General features: G+C 67.5%; 18 protein-coding genes. 7 read left to right on the top strand and 11 right to left on the bottom strand.

Annotation, left to right across the window (positions count from 1 at the left end; genetic code table 11):
• Positions 1–28 precede the first annotated feature (28 nt).
• On the top strand, positions 29–2,035 hold the full coding sequence (locus C0099_RS05370; RefSeq protein WP_102246488.1) for a BCCT family transporter: 2,007 nt from the start codon (positions 29–31) through the stop codon (positions 2,033–2,035).
• 17 nt (positions 2,036–2,052) lie between these two features.
• On the top strand, positions 2,053–3,090 hold the full coding sequence (locus tag C0099_RS05365; RefSeq protein WP_102246487.1) for a porin: 1,038 nt from the start codon (positions 2,053–2,055) through the stop codon (positions 3,088–3,090).
• Here C0099_RS05365 and C0099_RS05360 read toward each other — a convergent pair.
• Entirely contained in the window at positions 3,078–5,168 is a 2,091-nt protein-coding gene (locus C0099_RS05360; RefSeq protein WP_102246486.1) for a BCCT family transporter, read from the bottom strand. The genes C0099_RS05365 and C0099_RS05360 overlap by 13 nt on opposite strands.
• A gap of 224 nt (positions 5,169–5,392) precedes the next feature.
• On the opposite strand from C0099_RS05360, the gene C0099_RS05355 reads away from it, so the two are divergent.
• Together C0099_RS05355 and C0099_RS05350 are read left to right on the top strand one after the other, a co-directional pair.
• Entirely contained in the window at positions 5,393–6,088 is a 696-nt protein-coding gene (locus C0099_RS05355; protein ID WP_102246485.1) for a class I SAM-dependent methyltransferase, read from the top strand.
• Positions 6,085–8,112 (top strand): LTA synthase family protein, encoded by a 2,028-nt coding sequence (locus C0099_RS05350; RefSeq protein WP_102246484.1) that lies wholly within the window; start codon positions 6,085–6,087, stop codon positions 8,110–8,112. Before C0099_RS05355 ends, C0099_RS05350 begins: the two co-directional genes overlap by 4 nt.
• Before the next feature lie 10 nt (positions 8,113–8,122).
• On the opposite strand, the gene C0099_RS05345 is transcribed toward C0099_RS05350, so the two are convergent.
• The 10 genes from C0099_RS05345 to C0099_RS05300 all read right to left on the bottom strand — a co-directional run bounded on the left by C0099_RS05345 (position 8,123) and on the right by C0099_RS05300 (position 16,771).
• Positions 8,123–9,361 (bottom strand): 6-phosphofructokinase, encoded by a 1,239-nt coding sequence (locus tag C0099_RS05345; protein ID WP_102246483.1) that lies wholly within the window; start codon positions 9,359–9,361, stop codon positions 8,123–8,125.
• Between the two features lie 105 nt (positions 9,362–9,466).
• Entirely contained in the window at positions 9,467–10,120 is a 654-nt protein-coding gene (adk, locus tag C0099_RS05340; protein WP_102246482.1) for an adenylate kinase, read from the bottom strand.
• A gap of 80 nt (positions 10,121–10,200) precedes the next feature.
• A complete protein-coding gene (kdsB, locus tag C0099_RS05335; protein ID WP_102246481.1) occupies positions 10,201–10,962 on the bottom strand; it encodes a 3-deoxy-manno-octulosonate cytidylyltransferase in 762 nt (253 codons plus the stop codon).
• A complete protein-coding gene (locus tag C0099_RS05330) occupies positions 10,959–11,159 on the bottom strand; it encodes a Trm112 family protein (RefSeq protein ID WP_102246480.1) in 201 nt (66 codons plus the stop codon). Before C0099_RS05330 ends, kdsB begins: the two co-directional genes overlap by 4 nt.
• Positions 11,140–12,150, bottom strand: a complete 1,011-nt coding sequence (lpxK, locus tag C0099_RS05325) for a tetraacyldisaccharide 4'-kinase (protein ID WP_102246479.1) — start codon at positions 12,148–12,150, stop codon at positions 11,140–11,142. Before lpxK ends, C0099_RS05330 begins: the two co-directional genes overlap by 20 nt.
• Before the next feature lie 49 nt (positions 12,151–12,199).
• Positions 12,200–12,622, bottom strand: coding sequence for an ExbD/TolR family protein (locus tag C0099_RS05320; RefSeq protein WP_102246478.1), 423 nt, complete (start codon positions 12,620–12,622; stop codon positions 12,200–12,202).
• A gap of 13 nt (positions 12,623–12,635) precedes the next feature.
• The gene (locus C0099_RS05315) at positions 12,636–13,244 is read right to left on the bottom strand and encodes a MotA/TolQ/ExbB proton channel family protein (protein WP_102246477.1); all 609 of its coding nucleotides are present in this window, start codon (positions 13,242–13,244) and stop codon (positions 12,636–12,638) included.
• Positions 13,245–13,304: 60 nt separating this feature from the next.
• A complete protein-coding gene (locus C0099_RS05310; protein ID WP_102246476.1) occupies positions 13,305–15,311 on the bottom strand; it encodes a TRAP transporter permease in 2,007 nt (668 codons plus the stop codon).
• Between the two features lie 18 nt (positions 15,312–15,329).
• Positions 15,330–15,791 carry a DUF1850 domain-containing protein gene (locus C0099_RS05305; protein ID WP_102246475.1) on the bottom strand — a complete coding sequence of 154 codons (462 nt, stop codon included), beginning with the start codon at positions 15,789–15,791 and terminating at the stop codon, positions 15,330–15,332.
• 20 nt (positions 15,792–15,811) lie between these two features.
• Entirely contained in the window at positions 15,812–16,771 is a 960-nt protein-coding gene (locus C0099_RS05300) for a TAXI family TRAP transporter solute-binding subunit (RefSeq protein ID WP_102246474.1), read from the bottom strand.
• Positions 16,772–17,176: 405 nt separating this feature from the next.
• On the opposite strand from C0099_RS05300, the gene xseA reads away from it, so the two are divergent.
• The 3 genes from xseA to tal all read left to right on the top strand — a co-directional run bounded on the left by xseA (position 17,177) and on the right by tal (position 20,412).
• Positions 17,177–18,550 carry an exodeoxyribonuclease VII large subunit gene (gene xseA / locus C0099_RS05295; protein ID WP_102246473.1) on the top strand — a complete coding sequence of 458 codons (1,374 nt, stop codon included), beginning with the start codon at positions 17,177–17,179 and terminating at the stop codon, positions 18,548–18,550.
• A gap of 60 nt (positions 18,551–18,610) precedes the next feature.
• Entirely contained in the window at positions 18,611–19,198 is a 588-nt protein-coding gene (locus tag C0099_RS05290; protein ID WP_102246472.1) for a superoxide dismutase, read from the top strand.
• Between the two features lie 134 nt (positions 19,199–19,332).
• A complete protein-coding gene (gene tal, locus C0099_RS05285; protein ID WP_102246471.1) occupies positions 19,333–20,412 on the top strand; it encodes a transaldolase in 1,080 nt (359 codons plus the stop codon).
• Positions 20,413–20,479 lie beyond the last annotated feature (67 nt).

Genomic DNA, 20,479 nt, shown 5'->3' with positions numbered 1-20,479 from the left:
GGACCCAAGACGACACAGGGGATGCTGCATGGACCCGAAAGACGACATTGATAACGGCGGTGAGGGCTCGTCGCCCCGCATCCTGATCAACCCGCCGGTTTTCATCATTTCCGGTCTGCTCACCTTGCTTTTCGTGGGCTTCGCCGCGGTGGTGCCGGAGACGGCCAACGCGCTGTTCGGCGCGATCCGAGACTGGACCATGCATTCGGCCGGCTGGTTCTATGTGCTCGCGGTCGCAGGCTTTCTGGTCTTCGTCGTCGCGCTCGCCGCCTCTTCCCTGGGTACCATCAAGCTCGGTCGCGACCACAGTTCGCCGGACTTCACCTACACCTCGTGGTTCGCGATGCTGTTCTCGGCCGGCATGGGCATCGGGCTGATGTTCTTCGGCGTCGCCGAGCCAATCATGCACTACGTCACCCCACCCGTCGGTGACGCCGAAACGGCCGAAGCCGCACGGCAGGCGCTGCGCATCACCTTCTTCCACTGGGGCGTGCATGCCTGGGCGATCTACGCGGTGGTCGCGCTGTCGCTGGCCTATTTCGCGTTTCGTCACGATCTGCCACTGACCATCCGCTCGTCGCTGTACCCGCTCATCGGCGAGCGCATCTACGGCCCCATTGGCCACGCGGTCGACATCTTCGCCGTGCTCGGCACCATCTTCGGCGTGGCCACTTCGCTGGGCTTCGGCGTGATGCAGGTCAATGCTGGCCTGAACTACCTGTTCGACGTGCCGGTGGGCGTGCTCACGCAGATCGTGCTGATCGCCGTCATTACCGCGATTGCCACGCTGTCGGTGGCGATGGGCCTGGACGGTGGCATCCGCCGCGTCTCGGAACTGAACATGGTGCTTGCCGTGGTGCTGGTGGTGTTCGTGCTGGTGGCCGGGCCTACGGTGTTCCTGCTGCAGACCTTCGTGCAGAACACGGGCATGTACCTGTCCAACCTGTTTTCCATGACCTTCAACCTCTACGCCTACGAGCCGACCGGCTGGATCGGCGGCTGGACGCTGTTCTACTGGGCGTGGTGGATCGCATGGTCGCCCTTCGTCGGCATGTTCATCGCACGCGTGTCGCGCGGACGCACCATCCGCGAGTTCGTCGTCGGCGTGCTCTTCGTGCCGGTGGGCTTCACCTTCTTGTGGATGACCGTATTCGGCGACACGGCCATCCACATGGTCATGATCCAGGGCATCCAGTCGCTCGCCGACGCGGTCGCGGCCGACACCTCGGTGGCGCTGTTCCAGTTCTTCGAGCACCTGCCGCTCTCGTCGATCATGTCGCTGGTCGCCACACTGCTGGTGATCACCTTCTTCGTGACCTCGTCGGACTCGGGTTCGCTGGTGGTCGACATGCTCACCAACGGTGGCCACGACGACTCACCCGTGTGGCAGCGCGTGTTCTGGGCCGTGGTGGAAGGCATCGTCGCCGCCGCGCTGCTGGTGGCCGGCGGCCTGGGCGCGCTGCAAACGGCCACCATCGCAGCGGCCCTGCCATTTACCATCATCATGGGGCTGATGTGCGTCGGCCTGCTGCGCGCCCTGCGCATCGACCACGTCAAACGTCTTAGCATGCGCGACGCGCGCGTGCGCGCGGTCGGTGGCGAGGCCGCACACGACTGGAAGCGAAGGCTGCGCACACTGGTGCATCAGCCGCGCCGCAACGAGGTGCGCCGCTTCATGCTCGAGGTCGTGCGTCCGGCACTCGCCGAGGTCGCTGAAGAGTTGCGCGAACACGGCATCGACGCCCACCTGGCCGAGGAGGAATCGCCCATCACGCGCACCTGGGTCGAGGTTCGCCATGGCGACGAGATCGACTTCTTCTATTCGGTGCATGTCACGGCCTACGAGCCCCCCAGCTTCGTGATGCGCGACACCCGGCGAGACCGGCAGGAGCGGCTGCGCTACTTCCGCGCCGAGGTGCATCTGCGCGAAGGCGGACAGGATTACGACATCATGGGCTGGAGCCGCAAGGACATCATCGGCGACGTGCTCGACCAGTACGAGCGCCACATGCATTTCCTCGACGCCGTGCGCTGAACCGGGAGGACGAGGCCATGACTGCATTCACCCGCACGGCGCTCGCCGCCGCCAGCCTGACTGCCCTGCCCGCGCTCGCCGACGGGCCGGGCTGGTCGTGGGATTTCTACGCTTCGCTGCGCATGCATGCCGAATACGTGGAGCCCGACAACCGCAACGTCATCGACAGCTACACGGGATTGCGCGACGCCTACTCGCGCTTCGGCGCCAACCTGGCCTATCGCTTCGACGATGGCCCACGCCTGTTCGCGCAGCTCGAAATGCCATTCGATTCGGCCAACTTCCGCCTGCGCGATCCCTACGATCAGGGCGGATTCGGGCGCGACGAGGCCGAGCCGCTGCGCATCGCGCGCGTCGGGGTCGAGGGCGACCTGGGCACGCTCTCGCTGGGTCAGCAGTGGATGCCCTACTACAACGCGATCGCCGCGCCGGTGGACTGGTTCAGCAGCTATTACAGCGGCTTCGCCACCTACACCACGCCGCGCGTGCGCAACACCGTGGCCTGGTACAGCCCGCGCGTGGCAGGCTTTGGCGTGGCCGCATCCTGGTCGGCCGCGCACGGCAACAAGAAATCCACCGCACGCATCGAGGACGAGCGCGTGCAGGCCACCGCGAGCTGGGCCGGCGGGCCATGGGTGCTGGCGCTGGGCATGGACGACCGCGGCCATCCGGATGGCTTCCGCGACCGCCTGTACGGCGCCACCGCGACGTGGACGCAGGGCGCGTGGTACGCCGCCTTCAAGTACGAGCGCACCGACACCGACGTGCCCGGCGCCTTCTACGGCGACGACCAGCAAGCCTTCAATCTACTCGGCGCGTACACGTCGGGGCGCAATACCTGGAAGCTGATGCTCGCGCGCGTCGAGGGCTACGGCGAGCACACGGTGCACGCCGGCGTCGACCACCGCTACGACGATCACCTCACGTTGTTCGCCGAGTTCTATCGCGAAGGCGCGACCTCGGGCATCACCGCGCGCCGCCACGGTCTCGACCGCTTCGACGCGGCCACCAGCGGCGGGCGCGCCTTCGCGCTGGGCTTTCGCTACGACTTCTGAGGCGCGTGGGCCTCGTCGCCGACGAGCGGCACCCCCTCGGGCGGCGAGATCATCTCGTCGTGCATGGACATCTTCCACGGCAGCACGCCCGGCGAGATGTGCAGGAAGTGCAGGTACTTGGCGAACTGGCTCAGGATGTCGTCGATGATCTCCTGCGCGCTGAAACCGAACATGTCGTAGCCCAGGCCACCGTTGCGCAGGAAGACCTCGGCGCGGAAATACTGGTCATCGCCGTCGACGTCACGCGCCATCTCCGGATAGGCGAAGCTGGGCTTGGAGTAGCCGCGCAGCCGGATCTCGTAGATGAAGTCGATGTCGTCGCCGCGGACGATCTCGATGTAGGCGCGCTGATTGGCCTCGTCGAAGCACACCTCGGCGGGCCAGCCCTTGTCGCGCAGTTCCCGGCCGACGCTCTGCATGGCCTCGAGCGCACGGGTGCTGATGAAGCGCTCGACCTCCACGCGCGACGGGAATTCGATCAGTTCGGCCAGTCGCGCCTTCCAGCCACCCGGGCCGGCATGGCGCCCGCCTTGCATGTGCGCCTGCAGGCTGACCTCGCGATGACTCTCGATGGACAATGCTCGCCACATGCCCAGCGCCGCGATGAGCAGGATCACCGCAAACGGCAGCGCGCTGGCGATGCTCATGGTCTGCAGGGCCGACAGGCCGCCCGCGACCAGCAGCGCGGAAGCGACCGCGCCCTGCAGGCAGGCCCAGAACACGCGCTGCCACACCGGTGTGCGCGCCGCACCGCCCGAGGCCAGCGAATCGATCACCAGCGAGCCCGAGTCCGACGAGGTGACGAAGAAGGTGATGATCAGGATCACCGTGATGAAGGACACGATGGATGACAGCGGCAGCAGTTCGAACAGCTTGAACAGAGCGATCGCGGTATCCGCCTGGACTTCATCGATGAGCGTCGTGTAGCCCTCGACCATGATCAGGTGCAGCGCGGTGTCGCCGAAGATCGAGAACCACAGGAAGGTGAAGATCGTCGGCACGAACATCACGCCGATGACGAACTCGCGGATGGTGCGACCGCGGCTGATCTTGGCGATGAACAGCCCGACGAAGGGCGCCCAGGCAATGGTCCAGCCGAAGATGAACAGCGTCCAGTTGCCGATCCAGTCGCTGCGCGAATAGGCCTGCAGGTTGAAGGTGCGTTCGACGATGTTGGAAAGGTAGCTGCCGGTGTTCTGCAGGAAAGCCTCAAGAATGAAGATGCTCGGCCCCACCAGGAATACGAACAGCATCAGCAGCGCCGCCAGCGCCATGTTGAGGATCGACAGGCGCTTGACGCCCTTGTCCAGACCGGCGGCTACCGAGATCACGGTCAGGCCGGTGATCACCGCGATGGTGATGACCTGCACCGTGGTGCCGACCGGCACGCTCGGCCACAGGTAGTTCATGCCGGCATTGATCTGCGCCACCGACAGCCCCAGCGTGGTGGCAATGCCGAACAGCGTGCCGAGGATGGCGAACACATCCACCGTATGCCCCAGCGGACCGTGGATGCGCTCGCCAATGAGCGGATACAACGCCGAGCGCATGGACAGCGGCAGGCCGTGGCGGAAGGCGAAATACGCCAGCACCAGGCCGGTCAGGCCGTAGATCGCCCAGATGTGGAAACCCCAGTGGAAGAAGGCGATCTGCATGGCCTGCTTGGCCGCATCCACGGTCTGCGCCGCGCCCACCGGCGGCGAAGCGTAATGCAGCACCGGCTCGGCCACGCCGAAGAACAGCAGCGCAATGCCGTAACCGGCCGAGAACAGCATCGCGAACCACGCCGGAAAGCTGTATTGCGGCTCGCCATGATCCGGCCCCAGCCGCGTGTTGCCCCACTTCGAGACCGCCACCCCGACGATGAACATCAGGAACAGCGCCACCGCCAGCATGTAGAACCAGCCGAAGGTGCGCGTGATCCAGGCGAGCGTCGCACTGAAGGCATCGCCGGCCAGTTCGGGGTTGCTCATGGTGCCGATCACCAGCAGCACGGCGACGATGACCGACGGCACGAACACCGGTGCAAGCAACGTCGAACTTTTGAGGAACGAGCCTGCGCTCGATTCGTTCGTCATGCGGCGTACTCCTCCCTGCGGGATCTTTCCCTTGTGCTTGTCGCGGATCATGGTAAGCGCTGCCCGGCCATCTGCCAAACGCGCGGCATCCACCGCACGCACGCCGGAGACGCCCATGTGCGCCGATGCGACCCGTCTCTTGACGAATTCTTGACCTCTGTGGGAGATCGCCTTGATCCGCACCGGCCTAACCTGCGATCCGCCATCGACGACCGGAATCGCACATGTCCACCACCCCGCCGCAGGACGTCAATCTCGCCTTTTCCGACAAGTACGGTCGCGAGCACGCGCGCGCCTACTTCCACAAGCACCACGACGGCCTGTCGCGACGCCTTTCGCACTGGCGCGACGTGCACATCGCCCGCCGTGCGCTGGCGCGGGCGGGCGAGCCGCAACTGGTACTCGATCTGCCCTGCGGTGCCGGGCGCTTCTGGCCGCTGCTGGCCGAGCGCGCGGAGCGCGACATCATCGCCGCGGACAACTCGCCCGACATGCTCGCGGTCGCGCGCAGCATGCAGCCGCCGGCACTGGTCGAGCGCGTGCGTACCATGCAGACCTCGGCCTTCGACATCGACCTGCCACCGGCATCGGTCGATTGCATATTCTGCATGCGCCTGCTACACCACATCGGTGACGCGGCGCACCGCATGCGCATGCTGCGCGAATTTCATCGCGTCACGCGCGAGAGCCTGATCGTCTCGCTGTGGGTCGACGGCAACTTCAAGGCGTGGCGCCGCAAGCGGCTCGAGAGCGATCGCGCGCGACGCGAGCGGCGCGGCTACCAGAACCGCTTCGTGCTGCCGGTCGCCACCGCCGAACGTGAATTCGTCGACGCCGGTTTCGACATCGTGGACAAGATCGACTTCCTGCCGCGCTACGCTATGTGGCGCACCTACGTGCTGCGCAAGACGTCCCGATGAGCCGCACGCTGGACGCCGGAACGTTCTACTCGGCAAGCCCGGCCGCCGGGCCGTGGCGGGCCTTCGCCTGGGCCGGGCCCTATGCCCCGCTGCTCGCGCTGTATGCGATCGGCCTGCTGACGCTGTCCGCCTCGCGCATCGCGCTGATGCTGTGGCAGGACGATCGCGTCGCCGCGGCCGGCATCTGGGAGACGATGCTGCTGCAAGGGGTGCGCGTCGACATCATCCTGCTCGGGCTGATGGCCGCCGTTCCCCTGTTGCTGCTGCCGCTGCTCGTCTCGCGCCGCGCATGGCCGCTGTGGCGTGCGCTGACCTATGGCTGGGTGATCGCCATGGTCGCGCTGCTCGTCTTCCTGGAAGTGGCCACACCCGCGTTCATCGTCGAATACGGCGTACGCCCCAACCGCTTCCTGATCGAGTATCTCAAGTATCCGCGCGAAGTCTTGTCGATGCTGTGGGGCGGCTATCGCGTCGAGCTCGTCGGTGGCGTGCTCGTCACCTGCACCTTCGCCTGGCTGAGCGCACGCCTGCTGCGCCCGTGGAAGAACGCCGCAACGCGCTGGAAGTGGTGGCAGAGCCTGCTCGCCTGGCCACTGGTGGTGCTGCTCGTGGCCTTCGGGATCCGCTCCACGCTCGACCACCGCCCCGCCAATCCCGCGATGTTCGCGCTCACCGCCGACACCATGATCAACAGCCTGATCCTCAACTCCGCATGGTCGGTCGCCTACGAGGCCTACCGCATGAAGGACGAGGCGACCTCGAGCGAGATCTACGGCAAGATGTCTGAAGCCGACATCGTCGCCGAGGTGCGCGCCGCCGCCGAAGGCTTCGGCGGCCCGCCGCGCAAATGGCTGTCGGATGACATTCCCACCCTCAACGCGCTGACCCCGACGCACCGGCGCGACAAGCCGCTGAATCTGGTCATCGTGCTGCAGGAGAGCCTGGGCGCGACCTTCGTCGAATCGCTCGGCGGCGTGCCGGTGACGCCGGAACTGGAGAAGCTCAAGCATGAGGGCTGGTGGTTCGAACAGCTCTACGCCACCGGCACGCGCTCGGTGCGCGGCATCGAAGGCGTCACCACCGGCTTCCTGCCGACGCCGGCTCAGGCCGTGGTCAAGCTCTCGCTGGCGCAGCAGGGTTTCTTCACGCTGGCCGACCTGCTCGCGCGGCGCGGTTATCACACCGAATTCGTCTACGGCGGCGAGGCGCACTTCGACAACATGCGCCGCTTTTTCACCGGCAACGGCTTTACCTCCATCGTCGACGAGAAGGACTACGAGAATCCGGTATTCATGGGCAGCTGGGGGGCGTCGGACGAGGATCTGTTCGCCAAGGCGCACGAACGCATCCGCGCCGTGCACGCCGAAGGCAAGCCTTTCTTCAGCCTGGTGTTTACCTCGTCCAACCATTCGCCCTTCGAATTCCCGGACGGACGCATCGAGCTGTACGACGCCGAGCGTGGCACCGACCGCAACGCGGTCAAGTACGCCGACTGGGCGATGGGCCGCTTCTTCGAGCAGGCCAGGGCGAGCGACTACTGGGAGGACACCGTGTTCCTCGTCGTCGCCGACCACGACATCCGCGTGCGCGGCAATACCTTGATCCCGGTCGAGCGCTTCCACATCCCGGGCCTGATCCTGGGCGCCGACATCGAGCCGCGCCGCATCGCGACTGTGGCCAGCCAGATCGACCTGGGACCGACGCTGCTCTCGCTGATGGGCATCTCGGCCGACACGCCGATGATCGGACGCAACCTGTCGGCCGAGCCGCCCGGGCAACCGGGGCGCGCAATGATGCAGTACGAACAGAACTACGGCTATATGCACGGCCATGAACTGGTGGTGCTGCGCGCGCAGCAGCCCCCGGTGGTGGCGACCTATGATCCCGTCGCCAAGCAACTCGGCGGCGACACCGAGCTCGCCGAAGACGACGCGCGCGCGCGCCGCGCCCTGGCCCACGTGTTGCTGCCCTCGTGGCTGTATCGCGAGCAGCGCTACCGCCTGCCCGCGACGGCAAGCGATTGAGGCGAGGCGCTCAGCCTGCGAGCCGCGAGGCGAGGCGAGGCAGTTCGAACTGGCGCCAGTCCGGCACGCCGCCGTCGAAGTGCACCGGCAGTTCACCCGCAACCAGCGGACGCAGCCAGTCGATCGCCGCCGGCGTGACGTGCAGACCGTCGTCGCGGATGAAGTGCGCCGGCACGAGGCGCTCGCGGTTGCCCACTTCGGCGGCCGGCACCGGCACGATGTCCCAGCGGTAGGGCGCATCCGACACGCGCCGGATCGCCGGCATCATGGCGTCGCGCCCGGCCAGCGCGTACTCCACGGCGGCCGAACCCACTGCGTGCGCCTGCTCGAAGTCGGTGGCCGACACCAGATGCCCGGCCGCGCGCTGCAGATAGTCGGGTATCGCCCAGTGATGCTTGTAACCCAGTTCGGCACTGAGCAGCCGCGCGATGGTCTGGCCCGCGCCGCCGAGTTGCACGTAGCCCTTGGCGTCGACATGTTGCTCCATGACCCGCTCGCCACCCTCCCAGGAAATGCCTTCGGACACCGCGATCGCACAGTAACCGATGCGCGCCACGGTGCGCTCGACCTCGGCGAGCAGCCGCGCGCGATCTATCGGCACTTCGGGCATCAGCACGATGTGCGGCGGATCGTCCCCGCCGCGCCGCGCCAGCGCCGTGGCCGCAGCCAGCCAGCCGGCGTTGCGGCCCATGACCTCCATCACGAACACGCGACCCACACGGCTGGCCATCGCGCGCAGATCCATGCCGGCCTCGAGCATCGCGGTGGCGACGTACTTGCCCGCCGAGCCGAAGCCGGGGCAACAGTCCGTGCCCTCGATGTCGTTGTCGACGGTCTTGGGCACACCCACCGTCACCAGTGGAACCCCGCGTCGCGCGGCCTCCCCGGCGATCTGCGCGACCGTGTGCATCGAGCCGTTGCCGCCGTTGTAGAGCAGATAGCCGACCTCGTGCGCGGCCAGCACCTGGAACAGCCGGTCGTAGGGCGCGGCATCGTCTTCGGGCTCAGGCAGGTCGAAGCGGCACGAGCCGAAGGCGCCGCCCGGCGTGCGCGCCAGCCGCGCCAGATCGTCGGCGGAGAGCATCGAGGTGTCGAGCAGCGCCTCGTCGAGCACGCCGACCAGACCGTGACGGGCGGCCAGCACATGACCAACTTGCCCGCTCGCGCGGGCGGCCTCGATCACGGCCGCCGCGCTGGCATTGATGACGGCGGTGACTCCGCCCGACTGGGCGTAGAGGAGGTTCTTCATGGGAGTTGGGACGAACTCGCAGGGCGTCGACAAGAGAAGCGTCGCGCCGTATTGGCCGAACCATGCGGCGGATTGCGCTGCGCTAATCCGCCCTACGAAAACCCATCACTTCAGCGCTTCGAAGGCGCGGCGGGTAATTTCATCCACGGCGCCCAGACCAGAGATCTTGCGCACCTTGGGCGCGGCCGCGTCACCCGAGGCTTCCCAGCGCGTGTAGTACTCGACCAGCGGCTTGGTCTGGGCGTGATAGACCTCGAGGCGCTTCTTCACGGTCTCCGCGCGGTCATCGTCGCGCTGCACCAGATCCTCGCCCGTCTCGTCGTCCTTGCCCTCGACCCTGGGGGGTGCGTGCGTGACGTGATACACGCGGCCCGACGCCGGATGCACGCGGCGCCCGCTCATGCGCTCGATGATCTGCTCGTCGGGCACCTCGATGACCAACACCGCGTCGAGGGCGACACCAGCATCCTTCATCGCGTCGGCCTGCGGGATGGTGCGCGGAAAGCCGTCGAACATGTAGCCGTTGGCGCAATCCGGTTGCGCGAGACGGTCCTTGACCAGGCCGATGATGATGTCGTCGGACACCAGACCGCCCGCATCCATGACCTTCTTGGCCTCGACGCCGAGCGGCGTGCCCGCACGCACGGCCGCGCGCAGCATGTCGCCGGTAGCGATCTGCGGAATGCCGAAGCGCTCCTTGATGAAACTCGCCTGCGTGCCCTTGCCGGCGCCCGGCGGTCCCAGAAGAATCAGTCTCATACAACCTCCCTGTTGCGCGGCGCCGTCGCTGCGGCCCGCGTTGCTCGTGCGCCGGTCGGCGTGCGACCGGCGCCCATGTTTCAGCGCGCGAAAGCCTCGCGCACGCGTTCGAGATCTTCGGGCGTATCCACTCCGGCCGCCGGCGCCTCGTCGACCACGCGCACCGCGATGCGATGACCATGCCACAGCACGCGCAGCTGCTCGAGCGCTTCCCAGGCCTCGATGGGCGAGGGATCGAGCTGCGCATAGCGACTCAGGAAACCCGCGCGGTAGGCATAGATGCCAACGTGGCGCAGCACCGGCAGGCCCGCCGGTAAGAGGCCGCGGCCCGCCGCGAAGGCATCGCGCGCCCACGGGATCGGCGCGCGCGAAAAATACAGCGCATGACCGCGAGCGTCGCACACCACCTTGACCACGTTGGGATTGAACAGTGCATCGGCGTCATCGACGGGATGCGCCAGCGTCGCCATCGCCGCATCCGCATCCGCGGCCAGACTCCCGGCCACTGCACGGATCAGTTGCGGATCGATCAGCGGCTCGTCGCCCTGGACATTGACGACGATGGCCTCGTCACCCCAGCCCAGGGTCTCGACCACCTCGGCCAGACGCTCGGTGCCGCTGGCGTGATCGGTGCGCGTCATCAGCGCGCGACCGCCGGCGTCGACGATGGCGCTGGCCACCTGCTCGTCATCGGTGGCGACCCAAACCTCGCCAGCGCCGGATGCGATCGCGCGCTCCCATACGCGCACGATCATCGGGCGGCCGGCGATGTCCGCCAGCGGCTTGCCCGGCAGACGCGTGGAAGCGAAGCGTGCCGGCACGACGACGCGAAACGCCGTCATGCGCGACGCTTCCGCACCGCCTCGACCTCCTCGGCGCTCATCACCCGCGCCTCGTCCTCGAGCATCACGGGGATGCCGTCGCGCACCGGGAAAGCCAGGCGGTCGCCCTTGCAGACCAGTTCCTGCTCGTCACGCAGATAGTCCAGCGGCCCTTTGCACAGCGGGCAGACCAGGATTTCAAGCAGGCGGGATTCCATGCGTCAGCTTCTCCACGATGAGTTGCGACGCCGCCGCGTCGATGCATGCGCGCACCGGCAACACCCAGGTGTCCGGCGGCGCGAATGCGGCGCATTTTACCGCATCCTTGGCGGTCAGGATTTTCGGCTCACGGGGCGCCATCGTCAGGTCTTCGGGCCGGTAGGCGTGATGGTCCGGAAAGGCATGCCCGACCACCTCGAGGCCGGCACGCGAGAGATGCTCGAAGAAGCGCTGTGGACGGCCGATGCCGGCCACCGCATGCACGCGACGGCCGGCGAACTCCGCCAGCGCAATGCGCCGCGTGCCGTCCATCGATACCAGCTCCTCGCCTTGCAGCACCATGTCGAAGATCGGCACTTCGGCGGCGGCGCCGCGCACCGACGACGACAAGAATCCGTGCGCAAGCACAAGGTCCGCCTCGGCCAGACGCGACAGTCCCTCGCGCAACGGCCCGGCCGGCAGGCGCAGGCGATTACCCAGCTGGACCTCGTCGACCACGACGATCTCGATCTGGCGCGACAGCCGATAATGTTGCAGGCCGTCGTCGGCGACCACCACATCGCACTGCGGATTCTCTTCGAGCAGCCTGCGCACGGCCGCGGGGCGGTCACGCCCGATCACCAGCGGCGCACCGCTCTCGCGCGCGAGCAGCACCGGCTCGTCGCCGAAACGCGCCGCACCGCCATCGGCCGGCACCGGCGCGGGACCGCGCTCGCTGCCGCCATGACCGCGACTGACGATGCCAGGCGTGAATCCGGCGGCGCGCAGGACATCGACCAGCCACTGCACCACCGGCGTCTTGCCGCTGCCGCCGACGGCGATGTTGCCGACCACGATCAGCGGAACACCTGAAACCTCGGACTTGAGCCATCCGCGCCGGTAGGCCGTGCGGCGCAGCGCGGCGAGCGCGGCGAAAACGCCTGCCAGTGGCAGCAGGGCCAGCGCCGGCACGCCACGTCTGCGCCAGAACTCGGGGGGACAGGCATTCATCTCGGCTCGCCGGCCGCGGTCCGCGAAGCGACGTCGGGTACGCAGCGCGTCATTGCTCGGGTGTCTGCACCGAGAAGGTGATCCGCGCCAGTCCGGCGCGCTGCGCCGCCTGCATCACGTCCACCACGCTCTGGTGACTGGACTGGGCGTCGGCGCTGATCACGACGATGGGATCGGGCTCGTCGGGCGGCACCGCCTGGCCCAGCGCACGCGCGATCGCGACGATGTCGCGCGCGCCGACCGCGCGCCCGTCGACGATCACGTCGCCCGCGGCCGTCACCGCCACCGAGATCTCCTGCGGGGCCTGTTCGGCGACGCGCCCGTCACCGGTCGGAAGGTTGATCTGCAGCCCGGAGATGCGGGTGAAGGTGGTGGTCAGCATCAGGAAGATGATGATCACCAGCACCACGTCGATCAGCGGAATCAGGCTGACCTCCGGCTGCTCGTGCTGCACGCCGCGCTGAAAGTTCATCGCCGCACCCCGCTCAGCGCGCCCGCTCGCCGTGCACGACCTCGACCAGACGGATCGCCTGCTGCTCCATGTCGAGCACGAAGGTGTCGACCAGCGCGCGGAAGTGGCGCCAGAAGATGGTCGCCGGAATCGCGATGATGAGGCCGAAGCCGGTGGTGTTGAGCGCGATCGAGATGCCACGCGACAGTTGCTGCGGGTTGGCGCCGCCCGCGCCCTGCGAGGCGAAGATGTCGATCATGCCGACGATGGTGCCGAACAGGCCGAGCAGCGGGCTGACCGCGGCGATGGTGCCCAGCGTCGTCATGTAGCGACCGAGATCGTGGGATACGGCGCGGCCGGTCTCCTCGATGGCTTCCTTCATGACCTCGCGCGAGGCGTTGACGTTGCGCAGGCCGGCCGCCAGCACGCGCCCCAGCGGCGAATGCGCGGCAACGCGGTCGGCCATGCCGGGGTTGGCGCCGTTGCGCGCCAGATCATCGAGCACCCGATCGAGCAGACCGTCGGGCACGACACGCGAGCGGCGCAGGCTGATGGAACGTTCGATGATCAGCGCCACGGCGATGATGGACGTCAGCAGCAGCGGCCAGATGGGCCAGCCCGAAGCCTCGATGATGGCGATCACGCGCGCCCTCCCCGTATGCGAAAGCGGCCACTCTAGCGCCCGCGCCCGGCATCGGCAAGGTCAGGCCGTCGCCGCATGCCGGCGCCCCTGCCAGGCGTTGAAGCCGAGCACCGCGATCAACGTGACCAGACCGGCCGCCTCGACCGTGAAGTCCGGATAGAAGATCGCCACCGTGGCCGGCACGATGAGCACGCGCGAGACCCCATCCATGGGCGCGAACAGGTAGCCCTCGAGCGCGGCGGCGAACGCGGCCAGCGCGACGAAGGCGATGACGACGTTCCACGCGACGATCTCCCACGGACCACCGAGGATGATCTCCGGGTTGAACACCATGAAGCACGGGATCAGGTACAGGCCCTTGGCGAACTTCCACGCCTGCATGCTGGTGGCCATCGGTTTCGCACCCGCGATCGCCGCCCCGGCGAAGCCCGCCAGCGCCACCGGTGGCGTAACGTTGGAATCCTGCGAGTACCAGAACACCACTAGATGCGCGATCAGCAGCGGGATGCCGAATTCGCTGGTGAGCGCCGGCCCGACCAGCACGATCAGCACGATGTAGGCCGCCGTCACCGGCAGGCCCATGCCCAGGACCAGACTGGCGATGATGACCAGCAGCAGCGCGAGCACGATGTTGCCCCCGGAGAACGCCATCATCATCGACGAGAACTTCAGCCCCAGCCCGGTCAGGCCGACGACGCCGACGATGATGCCGGCGACCGCGCAGGCCATGCTCACCGCCACCGCGTTGCGCGCGCCCAGTGACAGGCCGTGGATGAGCCCATTCCAGCCGCGCAGCAGCGCCTCGCGCAGTGCCGCGCCGGTGACCGGCTCGCCCTGACGCGGCGCGAACACGAACATCCAGAACAGGTGCCGCGCCACCGCCACCGCCACCACCGAAATCACCGCGAAGAAGCCCACGCGCATCGGCGATGTATGCATGGCGAGCAGCCAGATCAACACCGCCAGCGGCACCAGGAAATGCCAGCCGCTGCGCATCACCTCGCGCATCGAGGGCAGTTCGGATGCGGGCATGCCCTTCATGCCCTGCTTGATCGCGATGATGTGAACGAACAGGTAGACGGTGGCGAAGTACATGATCGCCGGCAGGATGCTGACCTTGACGATCTCGATGTAGGGCACGCGCGTGTATTCGGCGATCAGGAAGGCGCCCGCCCCCATCAGCGGCGGCATGATCTGCCCGCCCGTGCTGGCTGCGGCCTCGACGCCGCCGGCCTGTTCCGGCCGGTAGCCGAGCCGTTTCATCAGCGGGATGGTGAACGCGCCGGTGGTCACGACGTTGGCGATCGCGCTGCCCGAGATCGAACCCATGCCGGCCGAGGCGATCACCGCCGCCTTGGCCGGACCGCCGCGCTGGCGCCCGGTGGCGGCGTAGGCCAGATCGATGAAGAAGCGCCCGGCACCGGTCACTTCGAGAAAGGCGCCGAAAAGCACGAAGACGAAGATGAAGGTCGCCGCGACCCCGAGCGGCAGGCCGAACAAGCCCTCCTGCCCGAGGTAGAGCTGGCCGATCACGCGATCGAGGCTGTAGCCACGGTGCGCGAGGATGCCCGGCAGCCACTCGCCCAGCCACGGCAGGTCGCCGCGCGGACCGGCGAAGGCGTAGAGCACGGCGACGATGCCGATGATGGTCAGGCCCAGGCCGACCGCACGCCGGCTGGCTTCCAGCACGGTGACCACGGCGATGCAGCCGACCACGATGTCGGTGTGCGTCCAGAAACCCGCGCGGTTGATGATGTCGTCGAGGTAGAAGCTCAGGTAGAAACCGGTGAGCACCGCACAGCCGAAGAACACGGTGTCGATCGCCCCGCCGAGCACGCCGCGGCGGCCGCGCTCGCCGAACACCGGAAACATCAGGAAGGCCAGCATCATGATGCCGGCCAGATGGATGCTGCGCTGGTAGAACAGGCCCAGGGACTGGATGCCCGCGGTGTACATCTGGAACAGCGAGAGCGCGACCGCGATCACCGTGATCAGCCAGATCACCGTACGCGGTTGCGCCGGTCCCATGCCGAAGCCGGGCTTGGCCGGCTCATGCGGTTCGCTCATTCCCCGTCCCCTTGCCCGTCATGGTTCGACGATGCGCATCACCGCCGCGCGTCCGGCCAGTGTGCGACTCAGCGAATGCACTTCGCCGTCGATCGCGATGCGATGGTCGACCGCGGCCGATCCGACCCGCAGACGCAAGGCGTTGCCGGCGATCGGCTGGTCGATGTGTTCGATGCGGTAACCGCCTGCCCCGTCCGAATGCATCACTCCGCGGCCCGGGATGTGCCCCAGGCCGGCCGCGAAGTCGGGTTGGTGGCTGTGTTCGAGTACCAGTTGGCCGCCGCTCCAGGCGAAGCAGTCATGCACGGCGAAGCCGGCAACCGAGTGATTCCAGACCAGGCACCAGCGCACACCCTCGTCGATCGGTCGATGAACGGCGAGCGTGCCGTCGGCACCCCTCACCTCGAGTGCGGCCCCACCGGCATCGGCCGGCGAGGCGCAAGCGAGCGCGATCAGCACGCAGGGCAGCCGCCACGCCATCAACGACCGCCCCCGCCCGATCAGGGCTTGAGGTTGTCCGGAACCGTATGTCCGGCTTCGGTGTAGAAACGCGCGGCACCGGGGTGCAGCGGAATCGGCGTGGACCCCAGGCTGAACTCCACCGTGGTGTCGTTGGCCGCCGGATGGATGGCGATGAGCTCGTCGGTCTTCTCGAAGATGACCTTGGTGATCGCGTGGGCCAGATCGTCGGACATCTCGGCGTTGACAACGAGCACGTTGGGGATGCCGATGGTCTTGACCGGTTCGTCGACCTTGTCGTACAGGCCGGCGCGCAGCGTGTACGGCGCGAACACCGGATCGGCCTTGCGCGCATTGGCCACTTCCTCGTCGCTCAGCGAGATCAGCGCGATCTCGTGCGTTGTGGCGAGGTTGAGGATGGAACTGGTCGGCGGGCCGACACTCCAGAAGCCGGCATCGATCTGACCGTCACGCAGCGCATCGGCGGTCTCGTTGAAGTTCAGCCGCTGCGTCGTCATGTCGTCGTAGCTGATGCCGTTGGCTTCGAGCAGCGCCTTGGCGTTGACCTCGGTGCCACTGCCCGGCGCGCCCACGGACACCCGCTTGCCCTTGAGATCCTGCAGTGACTTGATGCCCGAATCAGCCATCGTGACGATCTGCACGGCGTTCGGATAGACCGAACCGATGGCACGCACCGGCAGTTTGCGACCATCGAAGCGGCCCGTACCGGCATAGGCCTGATACACGGTGTCGGCCAAGGCGAAGGCCACGTCGGAGTCACGACGCGCGACCAGACCCATGTTCTCGACCGATGCCCCGGTGACCTCGGCCACCGCCTTGTAACCCGGAATGTGCTTGTTGATCAGTTCGGCAATGCCGCCGCCGAGCGGGTAGTAGGTCCCGCCGGTGCCGCCGGTCGCAATCGACAGTTGCTGCTGGGCGGCCGCGAGCGGCGCGAGCAGCGCCAGCGCACATGCGCTGAGAATGCGGTTCAGTGTCATCGTTGTCTCTCCTGTCTTCTTGGTTGTTGTGCGTTACCGACGCCCGGCCGCCGCGTCGGCCGGGCGCTCTGGCTTGGCAGGCGCGGCTGGCGGCCGGATTGCACGATACGACACCCGGCTAAACTAGCACAGCCCCCCGGGCACATAATCCGTGATATCCGCAGATTGCGGCGGCGAACCACGCCACAATCCACAAAAGCTGTGGACAACCCTGTGGAGAGCTTGGGAGGGATTGCCGGAATCCCGTTCCGATCAAGCCTTTGCCGGCAACGCCACAAGATGATGCAACAAGCCGTTTCCTTTTTATTTCAACAACTTATACATAATCAATTGTTCCGAAAGGAATTTTTCTCGGCGCACCGGGTCGGTCGGCCCGGGGCCGGGGACGCTGATAGAATCGCCCACATGCCCCGCCCCGACCTGCCCGACCGCCCGCTTGCCGTCGGAGAACTCAACCGCTTCGCCCGCGTATGCCTCGAAGGCGCATTCCCGCTGCTGCGCGTCACCGGCGAAGTCTCCAACATCGCGCGCCCGGCCTCGGGCCACCTGTACTTCACGCTCAAGGACGAGCGCGCGCAGGTACGCTGCGCGATGTGGCGCAGCCGCGCACAAACCCTGCCCTTCCGGCTGGCCGACGGAATGCGCGTCGAGGCACGCGCGCAGGTCACGCTGTATGAACCACGCGGCGAGTTCCAGCTCACCGTCGAGGGTCTGCGCGCCGCGGGCGCCGGCGATCTGTACGAAGCCTTCCTGCGCCTGAAGGCGCGCCTCGAAGCCGAAGGCCTGTTCGATGCCGCGACCCGGCGTGCGCTGCCACTCTATCCACGCCGCATCGGCGTGGTCAGCTCGCACGCAGCGGCCGCCTGGCAGGACGTTCTGGCCGCGTTGGCGCGGCGCGCCCCCGGCATCGGCATCGTGCTCTACCCGTCGCTGGTCCAGGGCGAGGGCGCGGGCGCGCAGCTGGCCGCAGCCGTGAACACGGCTTCGGCGCGCGCGGATCGGGACGGCATCGACGCCCTGCTCGTAGTGCGCGGCGGCGGCAGCCTGGAAGACCTGTGGGCCTTCAACGACGAGGCCCTGGCACGGGCGATTCGCGCATGCGCGGTGCCGGTCGTCAGCGGCGTCGGGCACGAGACCGACGTCACCATCGCCGACTTCGCCGCCGACCTGCGCGCACCCACGCCGACGGCCGCGGCCGAACTGGTCAGCGCCGGTTATCACGCGGCGGCGGAACGCCTCGACGCACTCGCGCGCACGCTGCCCGCCGAGATGCTGCGACACCTCGGCACCGCCGCCCAGCGCGTGGACCGCGCGGCCCTGCGGCTGGTACATCCGCGTGAGCGCCTGGCACGCTCGCGCGAGACGACGACGCGACTGGCGACGGCCCTGAGTGCCGCGCTGGCGCGCCGCCTCGAGCGCGAGCGCGGCCGCCTCGACACGCTGGCGCTGCGCTTGCGCACGGCGCGCCCGCGCCTTGATGAGCGCAACGCGCGTTGCGCGGGCCTGGGCGAGCGTCTGACGCGCGCCGGCGAGGCCGTGGTGCTGCGCCGTCGCGAACGACTCGACGCACTCGCCGGCATCCTCACCTCGCTCTCGCCGCAGGCCACGCTCTCGCGCGGCTTCGCCATCGTGCGCGACGCCCACGGGAACATCGTGCGCGAAGCGGCGTCCGTCGTCGCGGGCGACGCCATCGCGGTCGAACTCGGCAGTGGCAGCCTGGACGCCGAAGTCACCGCCAGCCATTCCGAAGTGGGCCCGGGATTGTCCTCGGGCCGCTAACCCTACTAGAATGGTCGGGATTTCCCGCCATGAACCCCCAACTGAAACAGGAGAGAACACATGGAACATACGCTTCCGCCGCTTCCCTATGCCAAGAACGCCCTCGCCCCCCACATTTCCGAGGAGACGATGGAGTTCCACTACGGCAAGCACCACCAGACCTACGTCACCAACCTGAACAAGCTGGTCGACGGCACGGAATACGCGAACCTCGATCTCGAGGCCATCGTCAAGAAGGCGCCGGCCGGCGGCGTCTACAACAACGCGGCCCAGATCTGGAACCACACCTTCTTCTGGCACTGCATGAAGCCCAACGGCGGCGGTGAGCCGAGCGGCGCCCTGGGCGACGCGATCAAGAACAAGTGGGGCTCCTTCGAGGACTTCAAGAAGGCCTTCGCCGCCTCGGCCGCCGGCAACTTCGGTTCGGGCTGGACGTGGCTGGTCAAGAAGGCCGACGGTTCGGTCGACATCGTCAACATGGGCCCGGCCGGCACGCCGCTGACCACCGCCGACAAGCCGCTGCTCTGTATCGACGTGTGGGAGCACGCCTACTACATCGACTACCGCAACAAGCGCCCGGACTTCATCGCGGCCTTCCTGAACCATCTGGCCAACTGGGATTTCGCCGCGCAGAACTACGCGAGCTGATCACTCCCGGCGACCGGAGCACGGCCCCTTTCACAGGGGCCGTTTTCGTTTCCCGCGCACCGAGAGGCGCCCTATCTAAGCCGGCCGATTCGTTGCACAATGGTCGGTCCGAACAACCGAAGACGAAGCGCCGCATGAATCCGCTCCTCCAGGTAAAGGCTCAGGGCCAGCAGGTCTGGCTCGACAATCTCTCGCGCACGCTGCTCAACGACGGTCATCTCGCGCGCATGATCGCCGACGATGGTGTCAGTGGCATCACGACCAATCCGGCGATCTTCCACAAGGCCATCGCCGACGGCCGCTATTACGAGGACGACCTGACCGCTCTGCGCCGCGAGGCGCTCGACGCCGAGACGCGCTATGAGCGGCTGGCGATCGTCGACGTGCAGCGCGCCTGCGACCTGCTGCTGCCGGTGTGGGACGGCGCACAGGGCAACGCCGGCTACGTCAGTCTGGAGGTGTCGCCGGCACTCGCGCACGATGCGCCCGGCACCATCGCCGCGGGCGAGCGTCTGGCGCGGGCGGTCGAACGCCCCAACCTGTTGATCAAGGTGCCGGCCACCGCCGCCGGACTGGACGCGATCGAGGGCCTGGTGGCGCGCGGCATCAGCGTCAATGTCACGCTGATGTTCTCGCTAGCGCACGTCGATGCGGTCGGCGCGGCCTACGCACGCGGCATCCGCTCGCTGATCGCCGCCGGCGGCGACGTGCGCCGTGTGATGTCGGTCGCCAGTCTGTTCCTGTCGCGCGTCGACACGCTCATCGACCAGCGCCTGGAAACCATCGGCAGCGATGCAGCCCTGGCGCTGCGCGGCATGACGGCGGTGTCGCTCGCCAAGCTGTCCTACCAGCATTACCTGGACCGCTTTCACGGCGCGGCCTTCGCCGACGCCAAGGCTGCCGGGGCGCGACCACAATACATGCTGTGGGCCAGCACCAGCACCAAGAACCCGGCCTATCAGGACCTGCTCTACGTCGAGCCGCTGATCGGCCCGGAGACGGTCAACACGCTGCCCGACGCCACGCTCGCTGCGCTGCGCGACCATGGGCGCGTCGAGCGCAGCATCGATCGCGACGTGGACGCCGCAAACGCACATTTCGAGGCGCTCGCCGCACTCGGGGTGGATCTGACCGAAGCCGGAGAGACCCTGCAGCGCGAGGGCCTGGAGCAGTTCGATACGGCTTTCGCCAAGCTGCTCGAGCTGACCGCCTGAAGCCACGCAAACACAAATGCGAAAGGGCCCCGCGGGGCCCTTTCATTTTGCGGCGTCGGGCAGGCGA

The sequence above is a fragment of the Pseudazoarcus pumilus genome, assembly GCF_002872475.1.
Classification (GTDB): domain Bacteria; phylum Pseudomonadota; class Gammaproteobacteria; order Burkholderiales; family Rhodocyclaceae; genus Pseudazoarcus; species Pseudazoarcus pumilus.
The sequence above is the reverse complement of the archived record's forward strand: the minus strand, read 5'-3'. Positions and strand labels throughout refer to the sequence as shown.

Coding starts and splice junctions, on each gene's coding strand:
- kdsB (WP_102246481.1), bottom strand. CDS start 10,962: ATGACGGCGTTTCGCGTCGTCGTGCCGGCACGCTTCGCTTCCACGCGT.
- C0099_RS05345 (WP_102246483.1), bottom strand. CDS start 9,361: ATGAAGAACCTCCTCTACGCCCAGTCGGGCGGAGTCACCGCCGTCATC.
- C0099_RS05355 (WP_102246485.1), top strand. CDS start 5,393: ATGTCCACCACCCCGCCGCAGGACGTCAATCTCGCCTTTTCCGACAAG.
- C0099_RS05300 (WP_102246474.1), bottom strand. CDS start 16,771: ATGACACTGAACCGCATTCTCAGCGCATGTGCGCTGGCGCTGCTCGCG.
- C0099_RS05290 (WP_102246472.1), top strand. CDS start 18,611: ATGGAACATACGCTTCCGCCGCTTCCCTATGCCAAGAACGCCCTCGCC.
- C0099_RS05360 (WP_102246486.1), bottom strand. CDS start 5,168: ATGACGAACGAATCGAGCGCAGGCTCGTTCCTCAAAAGTTCGACGTTG.
- C0099_RS05305 (WP_102246475.1), bottom strand. CDS start 15,791: ATGGCGTGGCGGCTGCCCTGCGTGCTGATCGCGCTCGCTTGCGCCTCG.
- adk (WP_102246482.1), bottom strand. CDS start 10,120: ATGAGACTGATTCTTCTGGGACCGCCGGGCGCCGGCAAGGGCACGCAG.
- tal (WP_102246471.1), top strand. CDS start 19,333: ATGAATCCGCTCCTCCAGGTAAAGGCTCAGGGCCAGCAGGTCTGGCTC.
- C0099_RS05365 (WP_102246487.1), top strand. CDS start 2,053: ATGACTGCATTCACCCGCACGGCGCTCGCCGCCGCCAGCCTGACTGCC.
- C0099_RS05350 (WP_102246484.1), top strand. CDS start 6,085: ATGAGCCGCACGCTGGACGCCGGAACGTTCTACTCGGCAAGCCCGGCC.
- lpxK (WP_102246479.1), bottom strand. CDS start 12,150: ATGAATGCCTGTCCCCCCGAGTTCTGGCGCAGACGTGGCGTGCCGGCG.
- C0099_RS05370 (WP_102246488.1), top strand. CDS start 29: ATGGACCCGAAAGACGACATTGATAACGGCGGTGAGGGCTCGTCGCCC.
- xseA (WP_102246473.1), top strand. CDS start 17,177: ATGCCCCGCCCCGACCTGCCCGACCGCCCGCTTGCCGTCGGAGAACTC.
- C0099_RS05330 (WP_102246480.1), bottom strand. CDS start 11,159: ATGGAATCCCGCCTGCTTGAAATCCTGGTCTGCCCGCTGTGCAAAGGG.
- C0099_RS05310 (WP_102246476.1), bottom strand. CDS start 15,311: ATGAGCGAACCGCATGAGCCGGCCAAGCCCGGCTTCGGCATGGGACCG.
- C0099_RS05320 (WP_102246478.1), bottom strand. CDS start 12,622: ATGAACTTTCAGCGCGGCGTGCAGCACGAGCAGCCGGAGGTCAGCCTG.